Origin of the sequence: Novosphingobium sp. ERN07 (assembly GCF_012641335.1) — a bacterium.
Taxonomy (GTDB): Bacteria; Pseudomonadota; Alphaproteobacteria; order Sphingomonadales; family Sphingomonadaceae; genus Novosphingobium.
Genome location: NZ_JABAID010000008.1, coordinates 169456 through 194909, shown reverse-complemented (window position 1 = coordinate 194909; position 25454 = coordinate 169456). Strand labels below are relative to the sequence as shown.

The following is a 25454-nucleotide window of genomic DNA, read 5'->3' as shown; positions in this document are numbered from 1 at the left end:
CGATGACATCATCATGCGTTACCTCGACCGACATACCCACAAGGACGGCTTTAGCCCCACCGCTTGATCCTACCGGCGTCAGCCGGTCAGTGATTCAGCCTGCAGTCAGCGCTGACTTTTCAGCATCGCTCACAGCCTTCAATAGTCCCTTCTCCGGCCTAGCCGTGAACGTGTACCCGTCGGCCGTATAAACATAAGCCCGTATTCGGGTAGTTCTACGACCAAGCACGGGCCAATCACGCGTAAACAGCGGCTTAGATCTGCGTTGAGAACTATGCTCAATCACGTTGGCTATTTGTGCATAACTGGAGATTGCCGCTCCCGGTTGAAGCTCAAATGGCGGTTCTTGTCCCATACCGGTCCCACCGAAAAGCTGAACTGCGGGTTGCCTTCGCAAATATTGAGGCCCCCAACGGAGCCAACCTGTCTGCCATCCTACACCACGGATGTGTACGGGGCGTTCTCCGGCGTTCGCTACCTCGAACATAAGTAGTTTTGCGACACACTCGCCACCCTCGTAGACGTGTCGCTCGCCTACAGTGAGCCCCAATCTTGGCCGCCTTCCATGAAGGGCAATCCATAACGAGGCAATCACAGCCAAAAAGGTTGCGATTGCGCCCGCGACTTGGCCAATCGCAGCTATTTTTTCCCAGTTGGGTTCCGCACCGTCCAATTATATGCTCCGCTTTTTTGAAGTCGCTACTCATTAGACTTCGGCCACCAAGGCACAAATCCCGAAGTCCGCTCCACGTAGGCCCTATAACCCGGCCGCCGCTCTTCCATGCCCTTTTCCAGCAGCGGTTTGCCCGACCATTTGGTCAGCGTGAACGTCAGGAACACCGGGCCGATCACGCTTGCCAGCGCCACCCACAGGCCAGCGTCGGCGGCGGTGAGCCAGATGCCCCACCAGACGCAGGCGTCGCCGAAGTAGTTGGGGTGGCGGGTGTAGCGCCACAGGCCGGTTTGCAGGACTTTGCCTTTGTTGGCGGGATCGGCGCGGAAGGCGTTGAGTTGCGCATCGCCCACGGCCTCGAACGTGATGCCCACCAGCCACAGGGCGGCTCCGGCTATCGCCAGCGCACCCAGCGGTGCAGGGGGCGGGCTGGCCAGCACGCCGAGTTGCGCGGGCAGGCAGGTGATGAACAGCAGCAGCGCCTGCGGGGCGAACACCAGTTTGAGCGCGGCGGAGGCAAACTGGCCTTTCGCCTTGGCCTTGCCCAGCATCTTTGCATAGCGCGGGTCTTCGCCATGTCCGCGCCAGCGGGTGTATAGATGCCACGCCAGTCTTGCGGCCCAGATGGCGGCCATTGCGGCGATCAGGCTGGCTCTTGCGCCGGGGCCTCCCAGCACGTTGAGCCACGATGCCAACGCCAGCATGCCCATGCCGCCGCCCCATACCGCGTCGATGAAGCTTACATCGCCAATCTTCACAGCCACGCGCCACAGCACCAGCATTCCCAACGTGAGAACGGCGGCGTTGATGGCGAGTGCGCTAAGCATCGGTGTTCTCCGGCAGGCTGGTCAGGCCGCGGTCAGGGTGTTTGGGCGTGACGGTGCGATAGATTTCGAAGATCTTGCGCATGTCTGCCTCGTAATCGCCAGATGGCCATATAGCCGGGCCGAGGCCGCCGGTCTTGGTGCCATAGTCCATCATGCCCACCACCATCGGCACGCCCGCTTTGAGCGCGATGTGATAGAACCCGCTGCGCCACTGGCCCACTTTGCCGCGCGTGCCCTCTGGCGCGACGGTCAGCATGAAGCGATCACGCCGGGCGAACTCTGCCACCATCGCATCGACGACGTTCTTGCGCGCCTTCCGGTCTATCGACACGCCGCCCATATCGCGCATGAAGCCGCCCAGCGGCCATTTGAACAGGCTGTCCTTGGCCATGAAATAGGGTTTCAGGCCAAGGTCTTCGGTCAGGCCGATGAAGTTGACGAAATCCCAGTTCGACGTGTGCGGCGCTGCCACGATCACGCAGCGGCCATCGGCAGGCGGCGTGCCGACAGCCTTCCATCCGCGTCTGCGGTAAAACCAAACCAACGCTTTTCGCACGATCCGCGAAAGCAGGCTTGGCCTGCGGTCCTCGATTGCCCCGGTCATCCTTGTCTCCACGGCAGAGATTAGCGCGGGTTGGGATGGCTGTCTAACCCGTCACCGCATCGGGCCATTCGGCCATGCGTGGCGTTGCGCGCCGCAGGAACAGGGTGGGGAGTTTGACCAGCATCAGCGACTTGTGAATCCAGTAATCGGCCCAGCGTTCGCGCCATTTGGCCTTGGCGCGGCCCTGCGTGTCGAGCCATGCGGCATAGGGCATCCAGTGGTCGGGTTCGTCTTTCTCAACCACTTCGAAGATGCGCTTCATCACCTTGTCCGAGCGGACGTGGCTGTTGCGCAGGAGGATATCGACCTGTCGCATCCCGCGCTGTTCGGTGAGCATGATGACGCGGCACAATTGTTCGAAGGCATCCGGGCTGGCGATCACGCCCTGCGTATCGAGATCATCGATGGTGCAGCCGAAGACCTTGAAAATGAAGCGGTCGATGTGGCCGCAGGTGCTGTCTACCGCCAGCGGCATCAGGCCCTGCAATTCGAACCAGCGGCGGAACATCACGTAGTGCTTGCGCTCGTCCGCGCGGTGTTTTTCAATGGCGGCGATGAAAGCCAGATCATCGGGGCAGCGCTGGCGCACGGCATCAAGCACCCGGTCCAGCGACGTATAACCGCGATGCTCGTTGTAGAGGTAGATCGACGCGAGCACGTCGAGGAACCGTTTGCGGAAGCGGAGGAGCGGGTTCGGCACGATGCTATCATACGCCCGTCAACCCCTTGCGTTCCAGCCCCCAAAGCCTAGAGCGAAAGGATGGCTTTCTTCACCGATAACCCGAAGTTCGACTGGATCGTGCGCTGCGGCTGGAAAGGGCTTTGCCCATGCTGCGGCAAGGGGCCGATGTTCGATGGCTGGCTGAAGCTGCAAAAGACCTGCCCGGAATGCGGGCTGGATTACAAGTTCGCCAATGCCGACGATGGCCCGGCGTTCTTCGCGCTGTGCATCACCGCCTTTCCGCTGACGTTCTTCGCGGTGTGGCTGGAAGTGGCTTATGCGCCGCCGTGGTGGGTGCATGTGCTGACGTCTGTGCCGATTCTGGGCATCGGCTGCCTTGCTACGCTGCGCCCGTTCAAGGGCTGGCTGGTGGCCTCGCAATATGTCAACAAGGCGATCGAGGCCGGAACCGAAGGCCTGTGGGCCAAGCTTAACGCGCGCGAGAAGGGCGAGGGGTAACTCTGCTGTCCATTCCTCCCCGTTTTCGCGAAGCGCAAATGGGGAGGTGTCGTCGGCATAGCCGATGACGGAGGGGCCTTTACCCCTCCACCACCAGCTTCGCTGGCGGTCCCCCTCCCCACCTGTTCTTCGCAAAGGCAGGGAGGATTTGGTGCTTTACGCCGCTTTCCAGCGCATTGGCATGGCCTTGAACCCGCCGACGAAAGTGGAGTTCACGCGGCGTGGTTCGCCTGCAAGTTCAAGGCTTTCCACCCGGTCCAGCAGCACGTCGAGCAAGATGCGCATTTCCAGCCGGGCAAGGTGCAGGCCAAGGCACTGATGTGATCCAGCACCAAACGCGAGGTGGCGGTTGGCGGGGCGCGTGGGGTCGAACGTGCGAGGGTTCGGGAACTGCGCCGGATCGTGGTTGGCCGCGACATAATTGATCATCAGCCAATCGCCTGCCGCGATTTTCTGTCCGGCTATTTCAGTGTCTGCCGCCGCCGTGCGCATGAAGTGCTGCACCGGTGTGGTCCAGCGGATCGCTTCTTCCACGATGCCGGGAAGCAGGCTGCGGTCCGCCTTGGCGCGCGCGAAAAGATCAGGATCGCGCGCCAGGGCGAGCGCCGCACCTGCCGATGAGGCAGAGGTCGTATCGTGCCCGGCGCTGGCGGTGATGATGTAATAGCCTGCGGTGTCGCGGTCGCTCATCGGTTCGCCATCGACCGTGGCGTTGGCGATGACGGTGGCCACATCCTCGCCGGGGTTCTTGCGGCGTTCGGCGGCGATGCCTGCAAAGTAGCGTTCGAATTCTGCCACGGCACCGGCCACGATGGCGCTGATCTGTTCGGGCGGCAGGTCTTTCAGGCCGGACTTGTTCATGTCCTCATCCTGTCCGCCAAACATCTGCTGGGTCAGGAACAGCATCTTCGGCTCATCCTCCGCCGGAACGCCGAGGATCTGCATGACGACATGCAGTGGATAGGGCGCGGCGACGAGCGCCATGAAATTGCCCTCTTCCCCGGCGTCCAGCATCCGGTCGATGGCCTCATTGGCGATCTTGCGGATTTCCGCGTCCAGCTTGGCCAGATTCTTGGGCATGAACCAGTCCTGCGTCAGCCGGCGCAGCTTGGGATGCTTGGGCGCGTCCATCGCCACCAGTGATTCCACCAGATGCGGGCTGCCCCCGGTGATCGAACGGGCCAGCATATCGCCAATGCGCAGCGTGAACACGGCGGACTTGGGATTGTTGAGGAAGGTCGCGTTGTCCTTGCTCACTTTCATCGCCGCGTCGAAGCCCGATACCAGCCAGAACGGTTCATGCTCGTCAGCCGGGGCGACGACGCGGGCCACCGGTGTTTCGGCGCGCAGCGCATCGAACTGGTCGAGCAGCGGATCCCATGCGCCATAGGATTTGGGATCGATCACCGCGCGGCCCACGTCAGCGGGAACGGAGGACGTTTCAGCAGCACTTGCCATGTCGTATTTCCCCTCAGGCCGCAGCGTCTTGCTGGTGGGCTTGCTTGTATTCATCGCGCAGCAGGCGCTTGAACAGCTTGCCGGTGGGTTCGCGCGGGAGTTCGGCGCGGAAATCGATCTGGCGGGGCATCTTCACGCGCGAAAGCTGTGGCCCCAGCCATTCGGCCAGTTCTGCCGCTAGCGCGGGGCCAGCCTCGGCCATGTCGCGCGGCTGGACCACGGCGACGACCTTTTCGCCCATGTCCGGGTCTGGCGCGCCGATCACGGCAACGTCGGCCACCTTGGGGTGCGTGACCAGCAGGTTCTCGATCTCCTGCGGGTAGATGTTTACCCCGCCTGAGATGATCATGAAGCTCTTGCGGTCAGTCAGGAACAGGTAGCCGTCTTCATCCATCCAGCCCACATCGCCAAGGCTGGTCCAGCCGTGTTTGTTGGTGGCGTCGCGCGTCTTGTCCGGGTCATTGTGATAGGCAAACGGATTGCCGCCTTCGAAGAACACCTGTCCTTCGTGCCGCGTGGGCACAACGTCACCCTCTTCGTTGCAGATGCGGATCGTGCCGAGAATTGCGCGGCCGACCGTGCCGGGGCGTTGCAGCCATTCCTCACTGGTGACGAACGTGAATCCGTTACCTTCGGTCCCGGCGTAGTATTCGCGGATCACCGGACCCCACCATGCGATCATCGACTGCTTGACCGGCACCGGGCAGGGCGCGGCAGCATGAATCGCGCATTTCAGAGAGGAGGTATCGTATCGGGTTCGCACATCGTCGGGCAGTTTGAGCATTCGCACGAAATGCGTCGGCACCCACTGGCTGTCGGTTACCTTGTACTTTTCGATCAGTTGCAGCGCGTGTTCGGGATCGAACTTTTCCATCGCCACCACGGTGCCGCCAAGACGGTGGATGGTCATGCTCCAGCGCAGGGGTGCCGCATGATAGAGCGGCGCGGGCGAAAGATAGACAGCATCGCCGGTAATGCCAAAAGCCTGATTGGCGATGGCGACCAGCGAATTGCCCGCCCCGATCTCAGGGTCTTCGGGCAGGGGTATGCGCACGCCCTTGGGCTTGCCGGTGGTGCCCGACGAATAGAGCATGTCGCAGCCTGCGCGTTCGTCGGCAATCGGGATATCGGGCATCGCGACCAGCGCCGCGTCGAGCGACATCGGCCCATCGGTGTCGAAGCGCAGTTGCGCCACATCGGGGGCCAGCTTTGCCACCTCATCCAGCACAGGGGCGGTATAGGCCGAACCGATCAGCAACCGGCTGCCGCTGTCGCGTGCGATATAGGCGATTTCGGGCGCGGCGAGGCGGCTGGATACGGCGACGTAGACAAGGCCCGCGCGCTGCGCACCCCATGCCAATGCAAAGAAGTCTGCCCGGTTTTCAAGGCAGAGCGCGATGGTGTCGCCCATCTGAAGCCCGCGTGAGCGGAGCAACTGGGCAAACTGGTTCGATTTCGCTTCAAGCGCGGCATACGTCACCACCTCTCCGCTGCCGCCCATGATCACCGCCGGACGGTCGGGATTTCTGGCGGCATGATATTTCGGATGGAATTGCCCAATTCCCTGCACGGCCTGATCCTCTCGTTCGCGGGCAGACTCGCGCTGCCTCTTTGGTGTGAACTTTAAGCGATCAATTAAGGGGCGCAACCGGGTTTTGCGCCAAGCCGTTGGCACCATCGCGGCAATTCTTGTCCGATTGCCTCGCAGCGTGCTGATCGGCCAAGCCGTAAGGGCAAGCTGTCGACTGGTCGCCGGGGCGGCTGCAACTTGCATCTGGTTTCAAAGGTGACGATTGCGCACCGCGCACAGCCCGGTTATCGCCACGCGCAAAGGGGATCTTCGATGTCGCGCTTCGTATCGCTTGCAGCCATTGCCGCCTTGCTGGCCGCGCCCGTTCCGCTTTACGCGGCGGACGGACATGGCGGAAAGGCGGCGGAGAAATCGTCTGATGCCGAACCATCCGCGCCAAACCGCGTGGTGGCAAAACGCAGCGGAACCTTCGGCGGTGCGCGCGTGGCCTATACCGCGATTGCGGGTGAGACGTATCTCAAGGACAAGGATGGCAAGCCCACGGCTGCGATATTCTCGACCACGTATCTGAAAGACAATCCAGAGCCGAACCGCCCGGTATTCTTCATGTTCAACGGTGGTCCCGGTTCGGGCAGTCTGTGGCTGCATATGGGGGCTTTCGGGCCGAAGCGGGTGAACCTGCCCGACGCGCTGGACGATGGCGCGCCGCCCTATGACATTACCGAGAACCCGGAATCGCTGCTGGATGTGGCGGATCTGGTGTTCATCGATCCTGTCGGCACCGGCTGGAGTTATGCGCTGGGCGGGACCGATCCCAAGACGTTCTGGGGCGTGAAGGCCGATGCCGAATCCATCGCGCAGTTCATCCGGCTCTGGCTGAACGAGCACAATCGCTGGAACGCACCCAAATTCCTTGGCGGTGAATCCTATGGCACTACGCGCTCTGCCGCTGTCGCCGCCGAATTGAACCGCGCCTACAACGATGTGGCTCTGAACGGGGTGATCCTGATTTCCGCCGTGCTCGATTTCGGGCTGGAGGCAGAGGATGAAGGCAATGAATTGCAGCACATGGGCAATCTGCCCAGCTATGCCGCTGCCGCGTGGTATCACAACAAACTGAACCCGCGCCCGGCCACGGTCGAGGCGGTGGTGGCCGAAGCGCGCGCCTTTGCCAGCGGGCCTTATGTGGCGGCGCTGCTAAAGGGTAACAGCCTGTCTGCCGAAGAGCGCGCTAGCGTGCGGACGCGGATGGCGCAATTGACGGGGTTGTCTGAAGACTATCTCGACCGCGCCAATCTGCGCGTCAGCCCTGGCCGGTTCTACAAGGAACTGCTGCGGGACCGGGGCCTGTCCATCGGCAGGCTCGATGCGCGCTATACCGGCAAGGATTATGATAATACCGGTGAAGAGCCGGACAACGATCCCAGCTTCTACGGCATCGATGCCAGCTATCCGGCGGCGGTGAATGCCTATCTGCGTGGCGATCTGGGCTACAAGACCGACCGCAGCTATGTGTCCATCGGCCCCGTTGGCCCGTGGGACTGGCGCATCGGCGTGGGACGCGACACATATGTCAACGTTGCGCCGGGCCTTGCGCGGACGTTGCGCGAAAACAGCAGGACCAAGGTCTGGGTCGGTCAGGGCTGGTACGATTTCGCCACGCCGTTCTATTTTGCGGAGTATGCGATGAACCGCCCCGGCTGGCCGCAGGACCGGGTGGAGTTCCATTACTACGACGCTGGGCACATGATGTATGTGCGCGATGCCGACCGCAGGAAGCTGTCGGCAGACCTGCGCGATTTCATCCGGCGGCAGAAGTAGACGCTGCACCCCTCCCGCAGGCGGGAGGGGTTGGGGGGAGGGCATGTTGCGCTAACCCGCCGGACGCCCTACGGCGCGCGAGTTATACTTCAGGCGGAGCAACACCCATGATCGCGCGCGAACTTCTCGGCACCGCCCGTGTCCCCGATGGTGAAGAGTTGAAGCTCTACCGCCATGACCGCGATTTCATGATCGTGTTGGGCCACAATGAACTGATGAGCACCCGGCAGAACGGCTCGGAAATCGCGCTGGCGACGCAGAGCATCGCGCGCATTGCCAAGGCGCAGCGCCCTGCCATGCTGATTGGCGGCTATGGCATGGGCTTCACCTTGCGCGCGGCATTGGAAAAGCTGCCTGCCGATGCACAGATTACCGTGGCTGAACTGGTGCCCGAAATCATCCAGTGGGCCAAAGGACCGATGGCAGAACTCGAAGCAGGCTGCCTTGATGATCGCCGCGTGCGACTGGTGATGACCGATGTGGCCGATGTGATTTCGGCCAATGCGCTGTCGGTTGGCGGCACGGGCTATGACGCGATCTTGCTCGATGTCGATAACGGACCCGATGGGCTGGTGCGCGCGAAGAACAACCGGCTCTACACCATGCGCGGCCTGCGCACCGCGATGGACGCGCTGCGCCCCGGCGGCGTGCTGGCGATCTGGTCTGCCGCGCGCGATCCGAACTTCACCCAGCGGTTGAAGGCGGCGGGCTTTGATGTGGACGAAGTGGAAGTGCGCGCCCGCACCAACGGCAAGGGCGCCAAGCATGTGATTTGGTTCGCCAGCGCCTGATCTATTCTGCGGCCAGCGCTGCCCCTATCCGTTTGCGCACGAGCCACGGTTCCAGAAATCGCCCCACGATGAAGAGGAATGCAAAAATTCCCGCAAAGACATAGGCCGCTGTCGCCGATGGCTTGCGCCCGCGCTCTTCGCCCTTCTTCGGCTTTTCAGGGGCAGGCGCGCCCAGCATCTTGTCGATGGGATTGAGTTCGAGAACCTTGGGCTCGTCCTTCTTCTTCTTGTCGCCCGCTGCCTTCTCTTTCGCCTCGGCAGCGGCCTTCTGATAGGCACCCACATATATCGTGAGTTGCCCGAAGCCGACGAAAAGCAGCGGCAGCAGGAAACAGAACAGCAGCGCCTTGCTGACGAGGTGGTAACGCAGGGTCTTGCACTGCGCCGTTTCCTCGATCTGCAGAACACCGTCTTCGAATACCGAGAGCGGGTCTTGCGGCGTCGGTGCCTTGCGGTGGAACGTCAGAGTGGATTCACCGCGCTGATGCGTCGTATCCATCTGGTCGAGCATCGGCTCAAGGCGGTTGAGCGCCTCGGCAGTGGTCTGGCCTTCGGGCAGCGGCACGCTGTCACGCACGTGCCATATCCAGTCGACGTATCGCAGGTTCACGCGGGCTACCGGTTGGGGGGCGGGCTGTTGCCAGATGCTCTGCGCTGCGATCCCGCTCATTCTGCCGGCACCGCACTTTCGGGAGCATCATAACGTCCGCGCCCGAACCTGGCCTTCAGCGTTTTCCAGCCTTCGGTGAACGGATAGTGCATCGTCTCGCGGATCGACATGCGGCGACCGCCTTCCATGCCGAGCAGTTCCGCTTCGCCGTCAACCGCCGTGCCGAACATGCGGTCAATGATGATCCAGGTGCCCGAATAGTTGCTGCGGCTCGCCTCGTAATCGCGCGAATGGTGGACGCTGTGATGTTCGATGGTGTTGAACAGGAAGCGCCACCAGTTCGGCGTGTTGAAGCGCACGTTGATGTGCTGGTAGATGCTCACCGTCAGGCCGAACGTGCCTGCAAGCAGGAAGGCGCGGGGCAGGAAATCGAAGAACCCGCCGATGCCAAGCCCGATCAGGAACAGTTCCACCGGATTGCCGACCGCGCCCTTGTTGATGTTCAACTGCGTGATGTAGTGGTGAGGCGCGTGAGTCAGCCACAGCGGATACCAGTTGTGCATCCCGCGATGCATCCAGTACTGCCCGAAATCGAAGATGAACGAGATCAGGAACGCCTGCACCAGCAGCGGCAGCCCAGTGAACCAGCGGAACTTGTCCATCGCCCACTGTTCCTGGATCATGCCGATGATCGCGCCGTCGCCGATGAAGCCATCGACCATGCGCAGCACCGTATAGCCCAGCCCGACATAGAAGAGATCGGTGACCAGTTCTTTCCACGTTAACTGCCAGCTCTTGTGGCGCGGGTTGACCCACTCCAGCCCCAGCAGCAGCGCCTTGAAAGCGATGCCGATGTAGATGCCGGTCGATGCCTTGGCGATATCGTTGGGGGCATAATACCAGAAGGCCAGCAGCGCGAAGAACGTAACCGGCTGGAACCAGGTGAAGAAGAAGCGCTTGAACGGCCCGCCTTCAACCTTGGGCAGGTTTTCCCAACCGATCGTCACCGGCGATTCCGCCCCGATGATCCGCTTGCCTACCTGCGTTCCTGCCATCTGCATGATCCCGTATTACTTACCAGCTTTGCTAGTAATACCAATTGCATAGACAGTAATATCATCGGCAATCGGCAGGCGGATACACGCTGAATGACGTATGTGGTGAAGGCGTTTCGTTTCGAGCGTCAGGTCAGTTCAGCAGCGACATTCCCAGCGCTCGCCCCAGATCGGCCAGCGCCTGTTCGCCGCTGGTCACCTTGATCGCGTGCATCCCCAGCGCGGCTGCCGGTTTGCAGTTGATGCCAAGATCATCGAGATAAATGCAGGCATCTGGCGCAAGCTCCAGTTTTTTGCACATCATCAGATAGATGCGAGGATCGGGCTTGCGCACACCCGCCTTGCTGCTTTCGATCACATGTTCGAACCGGGCGAAAATCTGCTCCATCTCGTCGCGCGCATCATCGCTGCGGGCCATGCCTGCGCCGTGGCCGGTCGGCACGTTGTTGGTGATGCAGCCAAGGCGGTATCCCTCAGCCTTCAACCGATCGAGCGCGTCTACCATCGCCGGGCGCACGGCGCCTGCCAGCACGGCTAGCACCGACGCGCCATCCAGTTCATGGCCAAGTGCGCGGGCTTCTTCGGCAAAGAGCCTGTCAAACTCGGCCGCATCTATTTCGGCCCGTTCGAACAGCGCCCAGGCGTTCGTGTCCGGGTTCAGCGTATTGATCTTGCGCACAAGGTTCTGCGGTAGCCCGCGCGCCGCCTCAAGCCGGTTGAACGCTTCGAAGGGGGAGGACGTGATGACGCCGCCAAAATCGAAGATCACTGCTGCGAATGTCATCTTGCCCCCTATCGTCTGCTGTCCCAGCTTTAACCGATCGATGAATGCGGGCAACCTGCGATATTTGCGCCGATTTGACCTAGGTCATGGCATGGTCCACTCTGCAGGAGGACGGTTGGGACATTGAAAAAGGAGGATCCCGATGCGCTCCATTCTTTGCCCGCTGGACATTACCGAAGCTCTGGATGACCGGATCGAAACGACACTGGCGCTTGCCCGCGCTTCCAGCGGACACGTCACCTTCCAGATCGCCACGCCCTTTGCCCAGATGGCCGCGTGGGAGCCGTTCGGCGGCGTTGCCGTCTCGGCCTATGCGCTCAACGAAGCGCGAGAGGCGAACGAGAAACTGGCTGCGGAACTTGACCAGCGTTTTGCCTCGCAGGACGTGCCTTTCGATATCGAAGTGCTCGATCAGGAACGCATTGCCGCCGCTGCCGCTGCTGCGCGCTTTGCCGATGTGGTCATCGGCAGCCTGTCTGACCCGGTGGTGGAGGAAATGGCGCTCAGCCTGCGCGCGCCTGTTCTGGGTGTGCCACGCGGCGTTCCGATGCTGAGTTTTGATAAGCCTGCGCTTATCGCCTGGGACGGTGGCCATGAAGGGGCCAATGCGATGCGCGCCGCTATGCCGCTGCTGCAAATTGCAAACGAGGTGCATCTTTTGACGGTGCGCGAAAAGGAAAACAACTTCCCTGCTGCCGACGCCGCCAAATATCTGTCGCGCCACGGCATCCATGCCGAATCGCATGAACGCGAACGTAACGGGTCGATTGCCTTCACGATCGAGGAATGCGCCCGCGATATCGGCGCAGGGCTGATCGTGATGGGGCTGTTCGGCCACAGCCGCTTGCGCGAACTGCTGCTGGGTGGTGTATCGCGCGATATGCTCGACCGGTCGCAGATCCCGCTGCTGCTGGCGCATTGAGGCTTGGCGCAAGGGCCGCGCTGGGGAAAACGGCGCAGATGATGATCAGATTGCCATTTTCGACGCTGCTGGCGCTTGTCTTGCTGTCAGCCTGTTCTGCGCCTTCTGACCCGGAGCCATCGGGTAGCGCAACGCCTTCCGAGATAGCTACCCCGGTTGAGGAACCATCGCCTACGCCAATCGCCGGCGCTGCCGATCAGGCATCCGCTGGTGATATTCTCATTCGCTTCCGCGCCATCGGCACCGAGCCGTTCTGGTCGGTGCAGGTGCAGGATGGCAAACTGACCTATTCGACGCCTGACATGCCCGATGGCCTGACCGTTCCTGCCACGATGCGTCGCTCGGGCGATGCGATGATTCATTCGGCCACAATTGATGGCAAGCCGCTCGAACTCGAAGTGACGCGGCAGACCTGTTCGGATGGCATGTCGGACACAGTGTATCCGCTGGCCGTGATCCGCCGCATTGGACCAGACGTGCAGCGCGGCTGTGCCCGTTGATTGGATACAAGCAGCCTGTTGCGACGCACCATCCCGATCCGCAACCTATCTCCACAATCCATTGTGAACGGAACGAACCGGTATCGTTTCGTACGAAACAACTATGTTTCCCCAATAAAACATGAAGTTAATATGTAAATTGCAAAAACTGCAACCAATGTAGATCATTTCGCAATTGCACAAATTCTGGGTGCAGTGCATACAGAACCTGCCTTTCAGGCATCCTCTCCCAAAACTTTCCGACCCGGCGGGCAACTGCCGGGTCCTTTTTGTCTGCAGTACGGGCGCTTGCAGCCGGATCGCAACTTTCGGCTGGTCACCGCGTTTGAAATCCCGCGCGCCGGTTCCCACATCGGAACCTGTCGGCAGTTCAAGGGGATTTCACCACTCATGGCAGATGCGGCAACCGAAGCCCGTACCGTGCGCTTGCAGGTAGCGGGCGCAAGGCAGGAAGAAAGCGGGCATGGCATCGCCCGCGTCAGCCGCCACATCATGGCGCAGCTTGGCGTTACCGAAGGCGACGTGATCGAAATCGTGGGCAAGCGCGGCACGGCTGCGCGCGTGATTCAGCCCTACCCCGAAGATGAAGGGCTGGAATTGATCCGGCTCGACGGGTTGCAGCGCGCTAACGCCGATGTGGGGTCAGGCGAGCACGTCGAAGTGCATCGCATCGAATCGCGTGCGGCCCAGCGCGTTGTCTTCGCGCCTGCGCAGAAGGACTTGCGTCTGCAAGGGCCTGCGCTGGCCCTGAAGCGCAATTTCGCTGGGCGTCCGCTCGTTACGGGCGATCTGGTTGCCACGGCCGGGCAGCAGCAGGTCAGCCGTTCGGACATGCCGCCGCAGCTTCGCCAAATGCTGAACGCGCCTGCCTTCGCGCTCACGCAGATCCGCCTCACCGTCGTTTCGACCAGCCCCAAGGGCGTGGTCCATATCGACGAAAATACCGAGGTGGAACTGCGGCCCGAATATGAGGAGCCGCGCTCCAGCCGTGCCGATGTCAACTATGATGACGTTGGCGGCATGGGCGATACCATCCGTCAGTTGCGCGAGATGGTGGAACTGCCGCTGCGCTATCCCGAACTGTTCACGCGCCTTGGCGTCGATCCGCCCAAGGGCGTGCTGCTGCACGGCCCGCCGGGCACCGGCAAGACGCGCCTTGCCCGCGCCGTGGCCAATGAAAGCGACGCCTCGTTCTTCACCATCAACGGCCCGGAAATCATGGGGTCCGCTTATGGCGAAAGCGAAAAGCGCCTGCGCGAGGTGTTTGAGGAAGCGACCAAGAACGCGCCCTCGATCATCTTCATCGACGAGATCGATTCGATCGCGCCCAAGCGCAGCGAGGTTCATGGCGAGGCGGAAAAGCGTCTGGTCGCCCAGTTGCTCACGTTGATGGATGGGTTGCAGGCGCGGTCGAACCTTGTCGTCATCGCGGCCACCAACCGGCCCGATGCGATTGACGAAGCGCTGCGCCGTCCCGGCCGGTTCGACCGGGAGATCGTGGTGGGCGTGCCCGATGAGTCAGGCCGTCGCGAAATCATCGGCATCCATACGCGCGGTATGCCGCTGGCCGAAGATGTCGATCTGAAGGAACTGGCCCGGACCACGCATGGCTTTGTCGGTGCCGATCTTGCAGCCTTGGGACGCGAGGCGGCCATCGAGGCCGTGCGCCGGATCATGCCCCAACTTGACTTCGAACAGCAGACGATCCCGCAGGACGTGCTCGACAACCTTCGGGTGGAACGAGACGATTTCGTGCAGGCACTCAAGCGGGTGCAACCTTCCGCGATGCGCGAAGTCATGGTGCAGGCCCCGACCATCGGTTGGGCCGACATCGGCGGTCTGGATGAAGCGCAGGACAAGTTGCGCGAAGGGGTGGAACTGCCGCTGAAGAATCCCGAGGCCTTCCACCGTCTCGGCATCCGTCCGGCCAAGGGCTTCCTGCTCTATGGCCCGCCCGGCACCGGCAAGACCCTGCTGGCAAAGGCCGTGGCGAAGGAAGCCGAGGCCAACTTCATCGCGATCAAATCGTCAGACCTGCTCAGCAAATGGTATGGCGAAAGCGAACAGCAGATTGCCCGCCTCTTTGCCCGCGCTCGTCAGGTCGCGCCTTGCGTCGTGTTCATCGACGAGATCGACAGCCTCGTTCCTGCGCGAGGCAGCGGGCAGGGCGAGCCGAACGTGACGGCGCGGGTGGTCAACACCATCCTTGCCGAAATGGACGGGCTGGAAGAACTGCAATCGGTCGTGCTGATTGGCGCGACTAACCGGCCCAACCTTGTCGATCCGGCGCTTTTGCGGCCCGGTCGTTTCGACGAACTGGTCTATGTCGGCACACCAAGCGAGGAGGGCCGCGCCCACATCCTCGGCATCCACACCCGCAATATGCCGCTGGCCGACGATGTTGATCTGGCAAGCGTCGCTGCGGAAACGCCGCGCTTTACCGGGGCCGATCTGGAAGACGTGGTGCGCCGTGCGGGGCTTAACGCTATCCGTCGCGGGGGTGGGAATGTCGACAAGGTGACGGCGGAAGACTTCGCCGCCGCGCTGGAAGCGTCACGCGCGACCGTGACCGAACAGATGGAAGACGACTACGCCCGGATGAAGGGTGAACTAAAGAAGCGCGCGATGAACCCCGGCCCGCTCGGCTTCATCACGCCGGGCATGGTTCAGCCCACGCGCGAATCGAAACACGGTTGATGCGCAAGGCGGAGAGGGGTCAGCCCTCTCCGCCTTCCAGCATGAAGTCCATCTCCAACACGATCCCGCGCTCGCCAAAGCGCCGTGTAATCGTGCCGCCAAGCTGGCGTTCGGATGACCGGATCAGCGCCGAACCAAAGCCTTCGCGTCCCGCCTCCGCAGGGGCGGTAGCCCCCACAGCAGCGATCTCTTCCCACAGCACCCGCGCGCGGTCGCCATCGCGGCTCCACACCACGCGCAACAGCCCGCCCGGTTGCGCCCAAGCGCCGTATTTGACCGCGTTGGTCACCAGTTCGTGCAGCACAAGTCCCAGCGGCACCGCGTGCTTTCCGGGCAGCACGAGTTCGCCGCCTTCCAGTTCGCACCGTTCCGATGACGAGCGATAGGGCGCAATCGCCTTGCCGATCAGATCGGCAAAATCGACCGTCTGATCCTTGCCGGACCCCTGCGTTACTTCATGTGCAGTGACGAGCGCGTGGATGCGCTTGGCGATACGATCCACCGCCGCAGCTGCTGCAGAATCGCCCCGCGCGCTCATCTTCACGATGGCGAGGATCACTGCGAAGAGGTTCTTGACGCGGTGGTTCAGTTCCTTCGCCAGAATATCGGCCCGGTCGCGTGCCTCGGCAATCACGGCAGCATTGGCCGCCAGCGCTTCTGCTTCGGCACTGCGGATGGCCTGCCACAAGCCCAACGCCAGAGCGCAGACGATCACCACGAACAGCGCAGCCAACGATGGCAGGATCCGCGCCTCTGCCGCTGCGGCATTCTGCACGGCCTGCGCCAACCGCACGCGCTCGATATCTTCCAGCTTCGCCACCGCCCGGCGCAGCCCAGTCATCGCCAACTGGCCCTCATCGGAAAGCACTCGCGCGTGTGCGTCCGGGATGCGCCGCTGTTCCACCAGTTCGATAACGCCGGTCATTTCGGCCCACTTGGCATCGCCCAGCCGCGCGATCTCTGCCAGCAGGTCCGCCTGCTCGACCGGCAGTTTATCGCCCATCTGCTGGCGCAGCCGCGCCATTTCCTGGCCATAGCGCTCCCGCCCTTCGCGGTAAGGCGCCAGATAGCGCGTATCGCTAGTGATGAAGTAGCCGCGCTGCCCCGTCTCCCCGCTCATCGTCGCACGCACGATCTGATCCAGCGATTCGAGAATCGCGCTCGTCCGCGCAGCCTGCTGCCGTTGCGAGCGCTCTGCCTCCACCGTTGCAAGGATCAGCGCAAAGGTGCCCAGCAGTGCCAGCGCTACCACCACGAACAGCGCCAGCGTGGGAATGCGGGGCGCACGCTGCCACCAGTGCAGGCACGATGACGGTTCGCGGGATTCGTTTTCCCTGTTCATCGCGCGTGCCTAAACGTTAAGACGGAACGCGGCAACGTATTGAAGGGGCACAGGCTTGACGCAACCGGCCCCGTCGCCTATCGGCCACCCCCTGATTCCGGCGTGCTGCCTGTGTGGCATGGCCAGTCCACAGATTCGATAGAGAAGAGAAAACCGATGAAGCGCACTTTCCAGCCCAGCAACCTCGTGCGTGCCCGCCGTCACGGCTTCCGCGCCCGTGCCGCCACCGTCGGTGGTCGCAAGGTTCTGCACGCTCGCCGCGCACGCGGCCGCAAGAAGCTGTCGGCCTGAAGCCTGACAGCCAGCTTCCTGTTCCGGCGAAAGCGGGCATGACCCGGATCGCCACGATACGGAAGCGGGCAGATTTCGTTGCTGCCAATCGCGGAATCCGGGTCGCAAGGCCCGGATTCGTGCTGTTGGTAAACCGCGATTGCGCGCCCGCCGATGAAGCGGACATGCGCTTTGGCGTAACCGTCACCAAAAAGATCGGCAACGCGGTCGTTCGCAACCGCATGAAGCGCCGCTTCCGCGCCCTGCTGCGCGAAGCCTTGCCGCATGCGGGCATTGCCGGTGCTGATCATGTGATGATTGGCCGCGAAGGCGGGGTGGAACGCGATTTCGCCCTGCTGCGCGAAGAACTGGCCGTCGCCCTCTCACGCGCTGCCGAGGGTAAGGGCGATCCGCCAAGAAAGCGCGGTGGCCCGCGCGCGCACCACGGGCGGGGCAAATGAAACGCCTGCTCATCCTTATTGCGCGCGGCTGGCAACTCGGACCTTCGCGCATCCTGCCACCATCGTGCCGCTTCAGCCCTTCCTGCTCGCAATATGCGATTGAAGCGCTGGAAAAGCATGGCGCGATTAAGGGTGGCTGGCTGGCGGCGAAGCGGCTATTGCGCTGCCACCCGTGGGGTGGGTGCGGATACGATCCCGTTCCTTAGGCCCGTTCCCTGGGACATACAATTTCAGGTCGCCTTGCGCGCCATAGAATAACAGGACGCAAAACCCGGTGCAGAATCAGCGCAACGTCATCTTGGCAGTGGTCCTTACCGGTCTGCTGCTGCTCGGCTGGGAAGGCGCGATGCGCTGGTTCTACCCGCAGGCCGACGTAAAGCCTGCCGCCACGGCCACGGCGACCGCGCCTGCCGTCGCCGACGGCAAGCCCACGCGCGAAGGTGGCCTGCGCAACGCGGGCGATATCGCGCTGGAAAAGAAGGATCTGCGCGCCGAACTCGCCGCCGGGCACCGCCTGCCGATTGATGCGCCGGGCCTCAAGGGTTCGATCAATCTCAAAGGCGCGCTGGTTGATGACGTAACGCTGGCCCGTCATACCGAGACTGCGGAAAAGAACAGCGCGCCCGTGCGCCTGTTCTCGCCCGCTGGAACGCCCGCGCAGCACTATGCCCAGATGGGCTGGGTGGGCGAAGGCATCGCCACGCCCGATACCAACACGATGTGGACCGCCGATAGCGCGAAGCTGACGCCGCAGACCCCGGTCACCCTGCGCTGGACCAACCCTACCGGGCAGACGTTCTCGATCCGCTATGCGATCGATGCGGACTATATGATCACCGCCACGCAGACGGTGGCCAACACCGGCGCAACCCCGGTAGTGGTCAAGCCCTTCGCGCTGGTCAGCCGGACGGACAAGACTGCCAGTCTCGATACCTGGCAACTCCATTCCGGCCCGATTGCCGCCCTCGATGGCTCGGTGACGTTCGAAAACAACTATTCGACTGTTGCCGAAGCGCCGGGGCAGGCCGTCCCGCTCAAGGGGGGCACCAACTGGATCGGCTTTACCGATATCTACTGGCTTTCCGCGCTGATCCCCGATGCCGGGGCCAAGGCTGAAGGCGCTTTCCGCGCCACCGCGCCGGGCGTGTTCCGCGCCGATCTGATTTATCCCAACGTCTCGGTCGCACCGGGCAAGCAGCAGTCGCAGTCGGTCCGCCTCTTCGCGGGCGGCAAGGAAAACAGCGTTCTCGAAAAGTATGAGGCAGCGGGCGTCGCCAATTTCAGCCTGTCGATTGACTGGGGCTGGTTCCGCTGGTTCGAAAAGCCGATCTTCTGGCTACTCGATTCGCTGTTCAAGCTGGTCAAGAACTTCGGCGTGGCGATCATCCTGCTCACGCTGATCGTGCGCGGCGTGATGTTCCCCATCGCCCAGCGCCAGTTCGCCTCGATGGCGGCGATGCGCGCGCTTCAGCCCAAGATGAAGGCGCTGCAGGAACGCTACAAGGACGACAAGCAGAAGCAGCAGCAGGAAATCATGGAGTTGTACAAGCGCGAGAAGGTCAATCCTCTCGCCGGGTGCCTCCCCATTTTCCTTCAGATCCCGGTGTTCTTCGCGCTCTACAAGGTGCTGACGCTGACCATCGAAATGCGTCACCAGCCCTTCGCGCTGTGGATCAAGGATCTCTCCGCGCCCGATCCGGCGCACATCCTGAACCTGTTCGGCCTGCTGCCGTTCGATCCGCCCGGCTTTCTTGCCATCGGTGTGCTGGCGATCCTGCTCGGCATCACCATGTGGGCGCAGTTCAAGCTGCAACCGGCGGCGATGGACCCGGCGCAGCAGCAGATCTTCGCGTTCATGCCGTGGATCATGATGTTCGTCATGGCCCCCTTCGCGGCTGGCCTGCTGATCTACTGGATCACCTCGAACGTGCTGACCATCGCGCAGCAGAAGTATCTCTACAGCAAGCACCCGCAATTGAAGGCTCAGGCCGACAAGGACCAGCTCGACGTCGATCGTGCCGTTGCGCGTGATCAGAAGGCGGCTTCCACGCGGAAGCCGAAGACCCGGTGACACCAGAAGAACAGGCCGCCCGCGCCGAACTGATCGAACAGGCGCGTCTGCTTTTTGCAGGCCGCGTGGAGTTCATCAAATCGGCCCCAGCGCTGAAATTCCTGCCCGATCCCGATGTGCCGGAAATCGCCTTTGCGGGCCGTTCCAACGTCGGCAAATCGTCGCTGCTCAATGCGCTGACCGGTCGCAAGTCCATTGCCCGCACCTCGGTCACGCCGGGGCGCACGCAGGAATTGAACTACTTCGAAGTGGGCGAACCCACGCGCCTGCGTCTGGTGGACATGCCCGGCTATGGCTTTGCCAAGGCCCCGCCCAAAGTGGTTGAGAACTGGCGCCGTCTGGTCCGCGATTTTCTGCGTGGCCGCGTCGTGCTCAAACGCACCCTGCTGCTGATCGACAGCCGCCACGGCGTGAAGCCGGTCGATGAAGACATGATGCAGATGCTCGATGAAGCGGGCGTCGGCTATCGCGTGGTCCTGACCAAGGCGGACAAGATCAAGTCCACCGAACTGGAAGCGGTCACCGCCGCCACCATCGCCGCCGCTCGCAAGCGCACTGCCGCTTACCCCGAGATTATCGTGACCTCATCCGAAAAGAAGATGGGTATCGAAGAACTGCGCGCCGCGGTGCTGCAGGACTCGCTGGTCTGACCGTTTACTCCCCTCCCGCATGCGGGAGGGGTTGGGGGAGGGCATGTTCCAACCCCACCCTGAGCCAGGCCCGCTCATCCTGAGCCTGTCGAAGCATCAAGCACAGTGCTTGCATCAGCATCCTTCGACAAGTTCAGGATGAGCGGGTTTGCGGGCCTGAACGAAGCAGGCATCGCAGCCCAGCCCAACTCTTCAACACCCCACCATTCCGGCGCAATCCCCGCTGTCCTACAGGCCCGGTGCGACCCCACGCTCCCGCGCGCCATGCCCCACCGCGATCCCCTCCCGGTCACCCGCCACACCGCCCGTAACGTGCTCGCACGTCACGGCACCGCCGCGCCCGCGCTCACCGAAACGCGCCTTCGCGAACTGCTTGAAAGCGACCAGACACTTTCTCCTTTGGACCGTGTAAACTGTGTAAACCTGTTCATGCTCGACAGCGCGAAGCTGAACGGCTACGCGCCCCAAAAGCGAAGCGGGGCGAACACGATGAAGCTGATCATCGGCAACAAGAACTATTCAAGCTGGTCCTTGCGCGGCTGGCTGGCGGCCAAGCAATCGGGCATCATGTTCGAGGAAATCACTGTCCCGCTCTATGGCGAGGAATGGGATCACCTGCGCCGGGCCGATGATCTGGCCCCGTCATCGGGCAAAGTGCCGATCCTGTGGGACGGTGAAGGCCCCGATGCCCCGGTGGTGTGGGACAGCCTTGCCATCATCGATTACCTTGCCGACAAGGTCGGGCGTGATCGTTTCTGGCCCAAGGATGAAACCGCGCGTGCGATGGCCCGCTCGATGGTTGCCGAAATGCACTCCGGCTATCTGCCGCTGCGCAGCCAGCTTCCGATGAACATCCGTAAGCGCGTGGAAGGCGTGGAAATCACGCCCGAGGTCCGCGCCGACATCGTCCGCATCCTCACGCTTTGGGCAGAAGCCCGCGCCCGCTTCGGCAAGGGCGGCCCTTTCCTGTTCGGCACCTTCTGCGCTGCCGACATCATCTACGCCCCCGTCGTCTCGCGCTTCATGACCTACGGCGTGCCCGTTCCGGGCTTTGCGATGACCTATATGGAAGCGGTCTGGACGCACGAGTGGATGCAGGCTTGGATCGAGGCTGCCGAAAGCGAAGGCTGGACCATCGAACAGTTTGAGGAGCCTGCCCGCTGATGCCCGCGCTTGATCCCGTCATTCTTGCTGAACGCCTGATCGATTGCGAAAGCGTCACCCCCGCCACGGGCGCGGTTTTCGATTGCTTTGAAGCGATGCTTGCGCCGCTGGGGTTCGAAATCCACCGCTTCATCGCGGGCGAAGCGCCCGATGGCCCGGTTGAGAACATGTTCGCCATCCGCAGGGGACCGGAAGACTCGCGCCACTTCGCCTTTGCCGGGCACCTTGATGTCGTGCCGCCGGGTGAGGGGTGGACCTCTGGGCCTTTCAAGGCCGAACGGCGCGGCGAATTGCTCTACGGACGCGGCGCTGTGGACATGAAAGGCTCCGTTGCCTCGATGGTTGCTGCTGCGGCTGAAATACCCGCCGAAGCGGGCACGCTCAGCTTCATCATCACCGGGGACGAGGAAGGCCCTGCGCGTTACGGCACCGTCCCGCTGATCGAACTGATCCGCGAGCTGAAGGCCGAACCCGACCTGTGCCTGGTGGGCGAACCTACCTCGGTCCACCGCTTGGGCGATATGGTGAAGATCGGTCGGCGTGGCTCGGTCAACATGTGGATCACCTGCAAGGGCGCGCAGGGCCACGTTGCCTACCCGCACCTTGCCGACAACCCTATCCCACGCCTTGTCGCGCTGCTCGCTGATCTGGATGCGCTGGTGCTGGACGAGGGCACCGAATGGTTCCAGCCTTCCAACCTTGAAGTGACCGACCTTGAGGTGGGCAACAAGGCCACCAATGTCATCCCGGCAGAAGCCCACGCCCGCATCTCGATCCGCTTCAACGACCGCCACACCGGCAAAAGCCTGATCGAGCAGGTCGAAGCCATTGCCCACCGCCACAAGGGCGAGGTGCGCGCGGTCATTTCGGGCGAAAGCTTCATCACGCTGCCCGGCGATTATTCCACGCTGATTGCCGATGCAGTGAAGGCCGAAACCGGCCTCTATCCCGAACTTTCCACCAGCGGCGGCACGTCGGACGCGCGATTTCTGCGTGCGGTCTGTCCTGTGGTGGAATTCGGCCTGTGCAACGCCACGATGCACAAGAAGGATGAAGCGGTGGCGCTGGAGGATTTGGTGACCCTCCAACGCATCTACCGCCGGATCACATTGGCTGCACTGGCTGGTTAGCTCTTCACCTTGCTTGCAAAACTCTTGCGCAGCTTCATCAGCTTGGGCGGGATCACGGCAAGGCAGTAGGGATTGCGCTGCCCTTCGCCGTCCCAATACTCCTGATGGTAGTCCTCCGCCGGATACCACGTGGCCATCGGCTCGATGGTGGTGACGATGGGCTGCGGCCAATCTGGCTGCGCCCGATCAATGGCCGCTTCCATCGCGGCCTTCTGCTCCTCGTCTGCCGGAAACATGGCAGAGCGATACTGCGTGCCCACATCGTTGCCCTGACGGTTCAGTTGCGTCGGGTCGTGCGTGGCAAGGAAAATGTCCAGGATCTGGTCCAGTCCGATGACCCCGGTATCAAACGTCACGCGGATCGCTTCGGCGTGCCCGGTTGTGCCGCTGCAAACCTGCTTGTACGTTGGGTTTTCTACCGTACCGCCGATATAACCGCTCTCGACATTGCTGACGCCTATCACGTCACGAAACACGGCTTCGGTGCACCAGAAACATCCGCCTGCCAGAATGGCCGTTGCTTGTTCGCTCATGCGTCGTATTCTCCTTGTATGACACCGAGATAGGCAGGCACACCTCGCTTGTCATCGCCCCCGTTGGAGAATTACCTGATGCGCAAAATGAGCCTTGCCCTGCTGGCCGTGGTCGCCGGAAGCAGCCTTGCGATGCCCGCCTTCGCCCAGCACGCCGATCATGCCGCTGCCAAGGTCGATCCTGCGCTGGCCGCTGCCGTGGCCGATCCGCTACGCAAGGATGACGCTGCGCGCGACAAGTATCGCAAGCCGGATCAGACGCTGGCGTTCTTTGATGTCGGCCCCGCGATGAAAGTGGGCGAATATGCACCGGGCGGTGGCTGGTATTCGCGCCTGCTTGGCATCTATCTTGCGCCCAAGGGCAAACTCGTCGGCCTCTTTGCCGATGCCAGCAGCGCTAATGCGCAGCGTCAGGCTGCCACCCAAGCCGCCGTTGAAAAGTTTCCCGGCGAAGTGGCCGAATGGTCGAAGCAGCCTGCGGACAAGTTCACCGCCTTCCAACTCGGTGCGATTCCAGAAGGAGAGAAGGGCACGTTCGACCGCATCTTGGTGATGCGCATGATGCATAACCTGCTCCGCTCGAACATGGCGGACAGCGAGATCAAGAAGATGCGTGATCTGTTGAAGCCCGATGGCATGGTCGGCATCGAACAGCACCGCGCCAAGCCAGACGCACCCTATGCCTATGCCGATGGTTCCAAAGGCTATCTGCGCGAAGCTGACATCATCAAGTTCATGGAAATCCACGGGTTCAGCTTCGTCGGCAAGAGCGAGGCGAATGCCAACCCCAAAGATCCGGCCAACTGGCCCGAAGGCGTCTGGACTCTGCCGCCGACCTTTCAGGTGAAAGTCAGCGACGAAGAAAAGGCCCGACTTACCGCTATCGGTGAGAGCGACCGCATGACGCTCCTTTTCCGCAAACGCCCCTGACGCTGGCGTGATCGGGCACGGCGACGGTTGAATAACGGGGGCAGGGGGCTTAGGTCACCTGCCATGACCGAGATCACCGTCGCCGCCCTGCAACTCGCCCTGAACGGGGGTGAGGCCGAGAACATCGCTGCAACCGCCGCGCTGGTCGAACAGGCTGCGCTTGGTGGCGCCCAGATTGTTTTGCCGCCCGAACTCTTTGCCGGTCCCTATTTCTGCAAGGTTGAGGACGAGGCGCTTTTTTCGCTGGCTTGTCCGCTGGGGCAAGACCCTTCGGTGCGCGAGATGCAAAAGTTGGCCAAGGCGCACGGCATAGCCATCCCCACCAGCTTTTTCGAGCGCGACGGGCACCATTACTACAACACGCTCGCCATGATCGGACCCGATGGCGAAGTGATGGGCATCTACCGCAAGAGCCACATCCCCGATGGCCCCGGCTATGAAGAGAAGTATTATTTCCGTCCCGGTAACACCGGGTTCAAGGTGTGGGATGTGTGCGGCACGCGCATTGGCGTGGGCGTGTGCTGGGACCAGTGGTATCCCGAATGTGCGCGCGCGATGGCGCTGATGGGTGCGGAATTGTTGTTCTACCCTACCGCCATCGGCAGCGAACCCTATGACGCGGACCTCGATACCAGCCGCATGTGGCGGCGCGCGATGCTGGGCCATGCGGTTTCGAACTGTATGCCGGTGATCGCGGCGAACCGGATCGGGACCGAAGACGGGCAGAAGTTCTATGGCCACAGCTTCATCAGCGACGAATGGGGCGATTTCATTACCGAGTTCGGCGCGGGCGAAACCGGCGTGCTTCACGCCACCATCGATCTGACGCGCGCGGCGACGCATCGTGCAGGGATGGGCTTCTTCCGTGATCGCCGCCCGCAGCTTTACGGGCGTCTGGCCGAGGATATCTGACGCTGCATCGCTATCTCGTCGCGCTCGGCTCCAACCAGCGTCATCCCAGGTATGGAGCGCCGACAGCGCTGCTGCGCGCGGCGGCGCAGGCGCTGACCGGGGAAGGGGTGATTGTCCTTGCAACAAGCCCGCTGATTCGCAGCCGCCCTATCGGCCCGTCGCAGCGCGAATACGCCAATGGCGCCGTGTTGGTCGAAACCCGGCTTGATCCCCCGGCGCTGCTAGATGCCTTGCAAGCCATCGAAATACGCTTCGGTCGCAAGCGTCAGGGCCAGCGCTGGCGCTCGCGCACGCTCGATCTGGATGTGGTTCTGTGGTCCGGCGGTTGCTGGAGCGATGACCGGCTGACCGTGCCCCACAGCGAATTGCGCAATCGCGCCTTCGTTCTCGGCCCGGTGGCGGCGATAGCCCCCTGCTGGCGCGATCCGGTCACCGGCTTCACAATCAAGCAACTTGCCTATCGCCTGAAGACAGGCTTGACCGCCCGGCCCACGCCCCCTAGGTGACGCGCCACGCAGTGCGCCGAACGCGGCGCAAC

26 protein-coding genes are annotated in these 25454 nt (G+C 62.3%); 16 read left to right on the top strand and 10 right to left on the bottom strand.

The window, feature by feature from the left end:
- Positions 1-699: 699 nt before the first annotated feature.
- The 3 genes from HGI47_RS12965 to HGI47_RS12955 are packed head-to-tail and all read right to left on the bottom strand — an operon-like array spanning position 700 to position 2804.
- Positions 700-1500, bottom strand: a complete 801-nt coding sequence (locus HGI47_RS12965) for a DUF1295 domain-containing protein (protein ID WP_168853182.1) — start codon at positions 1498-1500, stop codon at positions 700-702.
- On the bottom strand, positions 1493-2104 hold the full coding sequence (locus tag HGI47_RS12960; RefSeq protein ID WP_168853181.1) for a lysophospholipid acyltransferase family protein: 612 nt from the start codon (positions 2102-2104) through the stop codon (positions 1493-1495). The genes HGI47_RS12965 and HGI47_RS12960 overlap by 8 nt, the downstream gene beginning before the upstream one ends.
- A 43-nt stretch (positions 2105-2147) precedes the next feature.
- The gene (locus HGI47_RS12955; RefSeq protein WP_168853180.1) at positions 2148-2804 is read right to left on the bottom strand and encodes a ferritin-like domain-containing protein; all 657 of its coding nucleotides are present in this window, start codon (positions 2802-2804) and stop codon (positions 2148-2150) included.
- A 60-nt stretch (positions 2805-2864) separates the two neighbouring features.
- Here HGI47_RS12955 and HGI47_RS12950 point away from each other — a divergent pair, with 60 nt between their 5' ends.
- Positions 2865-3284, top strand: a complete 420-nt coding sequence (locus HGI47_RS12950) for a DUF983 domain-containing protein (RefSeq protein ID WP_168853179.1) — start codon at positions 2865-2867, stop codon at positions 3282-3284.
- A gap of 156 nt (positions 3285-3440) precedes the next feature.
- Here the strand turns inward: HGI47_RS12950 and HGI47_RS12945 are convergent, their stop codons facing one another.
- Both HGI47_RS12945 and HGI47_RS12940 read right to left on the bottom strand, forming a co-directional pair.
- On the bottom strand, positions 3441-4742 hold the full coding sequence (locus HGI47_RS12945; RefSeq protein ID WP_168853178.1) for a cytochrome P450: 1302 nt from the start codon (positions 4740-4742) through the stop codon (positions 3441-3443).
- A 13-nt stretch (positions 4743-4755) separates the two neighbouring features.
- Entirely contained in the window at positions 4756-6312 is a 1557-nt protein-coding gene (locus HGI47_RS12940) for an acyl-CoA synthetase (RefSeq protein WP_370521712.1), read from the bottom strand.
- 273 nt (positions 6313-6585) lie between these two features.
- Between HGI47_RS12940 and HGI47_RS12935 the strand changes: the two genes are divergently transcribed.
- A complete protein-coding gene (locus tag HGI47_RS12935; protein WP_168853177.1) occupies positions 6586-8094 on the top strand; it encodes a S10 family peptidase in 1509 nt (502 codons plus the stop codon).
- A gap of 107 nt (positions 8095-8201) precedes the next feature.
- Positions 8202-8885, top strand: a complete 684-nt coding sequence (locus tag HGI47_RS12930; protein WP_168853176.1) for a spermidine synthase — start codon at positions 8202-8204, stop codon at positions 8883-8885.
- A 1-nt stretch (position 8886) separates the two neighbouring features.
- Here HGI47_RS12930 and HGI47_RS12925 read toward each other — a convergent pair whose 3' ends face one another.
- From HGI47_RS12925 to HGI47_RS12915, 3 genes are all read right to left on the bottom strand, one after another.
- Positions 8887-9555 carry a hypothetical protein gene (locus HGI47_RS12925; protein ID WP_206066169.1) on the bottom strand — a complete coding sequence of 223 codons (669 nt, stop codon included), beginning with the start codon at positions 9553-9555 and terminating at the stop codon, positions 8887-8889.
- On the bottom strand, positions 9552-10550 hold the full coding sequence (locus HGI47_RS12920; protein ID WP_168853175.1) for a sterol desaturase family protein: 999 nt from the start codon (positions 10548-10550) through the stop codon (positions 9552-9554). Before HGI47_RS12920 ends, HGI47_RS12925 begins: the two co-directional genes overlap by 4 nt.
- A gap of 133 nt (positions 10551-10683) precedes the next feature.
- Positions 10684-11334 carry an HAD-IA family hydrolase gene (locus HGI47_RS12915; protein WP_168853174.1) on the bottom strand — a complete coding sequence of 217 codons (651 nt, stop codon included), beginning with the start codon at positions 11332-11334 and terminating at the stop codon, positions 10684-10686.
- Positions 11335-11476: 142 nt separating this feature from the next.
- On the opposite strand from HGI47_RS12915, the gene HGI47_RS12910 reads away from it, so the two are divergent.
- The 3 genes from HGI47_RS12910 (at position 11477) to HGI47_RS12900 (ending at position 15453) form a co-directional block, all read left to right on the top strand.
- Positions 11477-12256 carry a universal stress protein gene (locus HGI47_RS12910; protein WP_168853173.1) on the top strand — a complete coding sequence of 260 codons (780 nt, stop codon included), beginning with the start codon at positions 11477-11479 and terminating at the stop codon, positions 12254-12256.
- Between the two features lie 38 nt (positions 12257-12294).
- Positions 12295-12756: a COG3650 family protein gene (locus HGI47_RS12905; RefSeq protein WP_168853172.1), complete on the top strand. Its 462-nt coding sequence runs from the start codon at positions 12295-12297 to the stop codon at positions 12754-12756.
- A gap of 390 nt (positions 12757-13146) precedes the next feature.
- The gene (locus HGI47_RS12900) at positions 13147-15453 is read left to right on the top strand and encodes a CDC48 family AAA ATPase (protein ID WP_168853171.1); all 2307 of its coding nucleotides are present in this window, start codon (positions 13147-13149) and stop codon (positions 15451-15453) included.
- A 19-nt stretch (positions 15454-15472) separates the two neighbouring features.
- Here the strand turns inward: HGI47_RS12900 and HGI47_RS12895 are convergent, their stop codons facing one another.
- The gene (locus tag HGI47_RS12895; RefSeq protein WP_168853170.1) at positions 15473-16795 is read right to left on the bottom strand and encodes a sensor histidine kinase; all 1323 of its coding nucleotides are present in this window, start codon (positions 16793-16795) and stop codon (positions 15473-15475) included.
- Between the two features lie 156 nt (positions 16796-16951).
- Between HGI47_RS12895 and rpmH the strand changes: the two genes are divergently transcribed.
- The 7 genes from rpmH (at position 16952) to dapE (ending at position 22541) form a co-directional block, all read left to right on the top strand.
- Positions 16952-17086 carry a 50S ribosomal protein L34 gene (gene rpmH, locus HGI47_RS12890; protein WP_168853169.1) on the top strand — a complete coding sequence of 45 codons (135 nt, stop codon included), beginning with the start codon at positions 16952-16954 and terminating at the stop codon, positions 17084-17086.
- A 38-nt stretch (positions 17087-17124) separates the two neighbouring features.
- Positions 17125-17526 (top strand): ribonuclease P protein component, encoded by a 402-nt coding sequence (gene rnpA, locus HGI47_RS12885; RefSeq protein ID WP_168853168.1) that lies wholly within the window; start codon positions 17125-17127, stop codon positions 17524-17526.
- Positions 17523-17732: a membrane protein insertion efficiency factor YidD gene (yidD, locus tag HGI47_RS12880; RefSeq protein WP_168853167.1), complete on the top strand. Its 210-nt coding sequence runs from the start codon at positions 17523-17525 to the stop codon at positions 17730-17732. The genes rnpA and yidD overlap by 4 nt, the downstream gene beginning before the upstream one ends.
- Positions 17733-17800: 68 nt before the next feature.
- Entirely contained in the window at positions 17801-19597 is a 1797-nt protein-coding gene (yidC, locus tag HGI47_RS12875; RefSeq protein WP_168853166.1) for a membrane protein insertase YidC, read from the top strand.
- Positions 19594-20247, top strand: a complete 654-nt coding sequence (gene yihA, locus HGI47_RS12870; RefSeq protein WP_168853165.1) for a ribosome biogenesis GTP-binding protein YihA/YsxC — start codon at positions 19594-19596, stop codon at positions 20245-20247. Before yidC ends, yihA begins: the two co-directional genes overlap by 4 nt.
- Before the next feature lie 489 nt (positions 20248-20736).
- On the top strand, positions 20737-21411 hold the full coding sequence (locus HGI47_RS12865; RefSeq protein WP_168853198.1) for a glutathione S-transferase family protein: 675 nt from the start codon (positions 20737-20739) through the stop codon (positions 21409-21411).
- Entirely contained in the window at positions 21411-22541 is a 1131-nt protein-coding gene (gene dapE, locus HGI47_RS12860) for a succinyl-diaminopimelate desuccinylase (RefSeq protein ID WP_168853164.1), read from the top strand. The genes HGI47_RS12865 and dapE overlap by 1 nt, the downstream gene beginning before the upstream one ends.
- On the opposite strand, the gene msrA is transcribed toward dapE, so the two are convergent.
- The gene (gene msrA, locus HGI47_RS12855; RefSeq protein WP_168853163.1) at positions 22538-23074 is read right to left on the bottom strand and encodes a peptide-methionine (S)-S-oxide reductase MsrA; all 537 of its coding nucleotides are present in this window, start codon (positions 23072-23074) and stop codon (positions 22538-22540) included. The two genes, dapE and msrA, sit on opposite strands and share 4 nt — an antisense overlap.
- Before the next feature lie 78 nt (positions 23075-23152).
- On the opposite strand from msrA, the gene HGI47_RS12850 reads away from it, so the two are divergent.
- The 3 genes from HGI47_RS12850 (at position 23153) to folK (ending at position 25422) form a co-directional block, all read left to right on the top strand.
- On the top strand, positions 23153-24004 hold the full coding sequence (locus HGI47_RS12850) for a class I SAM-dependent methyltransferase (RefSeq protein WP_168853162.1): 852 nt from the start codon (positions 23153-23155) through the stop codon (positions 24002-24004).
- 63 nt (positions 24005-24067) lie between these two features.
- Entirely contained in the window at positions 24068-24916 is an 849-nt protein-coding gene (aguB, locus tag HGI47_RS12845) for an N-carbamoylputrescine amidase (RefSeq protein ID WP_168853161.1), read from the top strand.
- A complete protein-coding gene (gene folK / locus HGI47_RS12840) occupies positions 24913-25422 on the top strand; it encodes a 2-amino-4-hydroxy-6-hydroxymethyldihydropteridine diphosphokinase (RefSeq protein WP_168853197.1) in 510 nt (169 codons plus the stop codon). Before aguB ends, folK begins: the two co-directional genes overlap by 4 nt.
- The last annotated feature ends 32 nt before the right edge of the window (positions 25423-25454 follow it).

Coding starts and splice junctions, on each gene's coding strand:
- HGI47_RS12935 (WP_168853177.1), top strand. CDS start 6,586: ATGTCGCGCTTCGTATCGCTTGCAGCCATTGCCGCCTTGCTGGCCGCG.
- HGI47_RS12950 (WP_168853179.1), top strand. CDS start 2,865: ATGGCTTTCTTCACCGATAACCCGAAGTTCGACTGGATCGTGCGCTGC.
- HGI47_RS12945 (WP_168853178.1), bottom strand. CDS start 4,742: ATGGCAAGTGCTGCTGAAACGTCCTCCGTTCCCGCTGACGTGGGCCGC.
- HGI47_RS12915 (WP_168853174.1), bottom strand. CDS start 11,334: ATGACATTCGCAGCAGTGATCTTCGATTTTGGCGGCGTCATCACGTCC.
- rpmH (WP_168853169.1), top strand. CDS start 16,952: ATGAAGCGCACTTTCCAGCCCAGCAACCTCGTGCGTGCCCGCCGTCAC.
- HGI47_RS12910 (WP_168853173.1), top strand. CDS start 11,477: ATGCGCTCCATTCTTTGCCCGCTGGACATTACCGAAGCTCTGGATGAC.
- HGI47_RS12865 (WP_168853198.1), top strand. CDS start 20,737: ATGAAGCTGATCATCGGCAACAAGAACTATTCAAGCTGGTCCTTGCGC.
- HGI47_RS12930 (WP_168853176.1), top strand. CDS start 8,202: ATGATCGCGCGCGAACTTCTCGGCACCGCCCGTGTCCCCGATGGTGAA.
- dapE (WP_168853164.1), top strand. CDS start 21,411: ATGCCCGCGCTTGATCCCGTCATTCTTGCTGAACGCCTGATCGATTGC.
- rnpA (WP_168853168.1), top strand. CDS start 17,125: ATGACCCGGATCGCCACGATACGGAAGCGGGCAGATTTCGTTGCTGCC.
- HGI47_RS12925 (WP_206066169.1), bottom strand. CDS start 9,555: ATGAGCGGGATCGCAGCGCAGAGCATCTGGCAACAGCCCGCCCCCCAA.
- aguB (WP_168853161.1), top strand. CDS start 24,068: ATGACCGAGATCACCGTCGCCGCCCTGCAACTCGCCCTGAACGGGGGT.
- msrA (WP_168853163.1), bottom strand. CDS start 23,074: ATGAGCGAACAAGCAACGGCCATTCTGGCAGGCGGATGTTTCTGGTGC.
- HGI47_RS12920 (WP_168853175.1), bottom strand. CDS start 10,550: ATGGCAGGAACGCAGGTAGGCAAGCGGATCATCGGGGCGGAATCGCCG.
- HGI47_RS12905 (WP_168853172.1), top strand. CDS start 12,295: ATGATGATCAGATTGCCATTTTCGACGCTGCTGGCGCTTGTCTTGCTG.
- yidD (WP_168853167.1), top strand. CDS start 17,523: ATGAAACGCCTGCTCATCCTTATTGCGCGCGGCTGGCAACTCGGACCT.
- HGI47_RS12900 (WP_168853171.1), top strand. CDS start 13,147: ATGGCAGATGCGGCAACCGAAGCCCGTACCGTGCGCTTGCAGGTAGCG.
- HGI47_RS12960 (WP_168853181.1), bottom strand. CDS start 2,104: ATGACCGGGGCAATCGAGGACCGCAGGCCAAGCCTGCTTTCGCGGATC.
- HGI47_RS12895 (WP_168853170.1), bottom strand. CDS start 16,795: ATGAACAGGGAAAACGAATCCCGCGAACCGTCATCGTGCCTGCACTGG.
- HGI47_RS12965 (WP_168853182.1), bottom strand. CDS start 1,500: ATGCTTAGCGCACTCGCCATCAACGCCGCCGTTCTCACGTTGGGAATG.
- HGI47_RS12850 (WP_168853162.1), top strand. CDS start 23,153: ATGCGCAAAATGAGCCTTGCCCTGCTGGCCGTGGTCGCCGGAAGCAGC.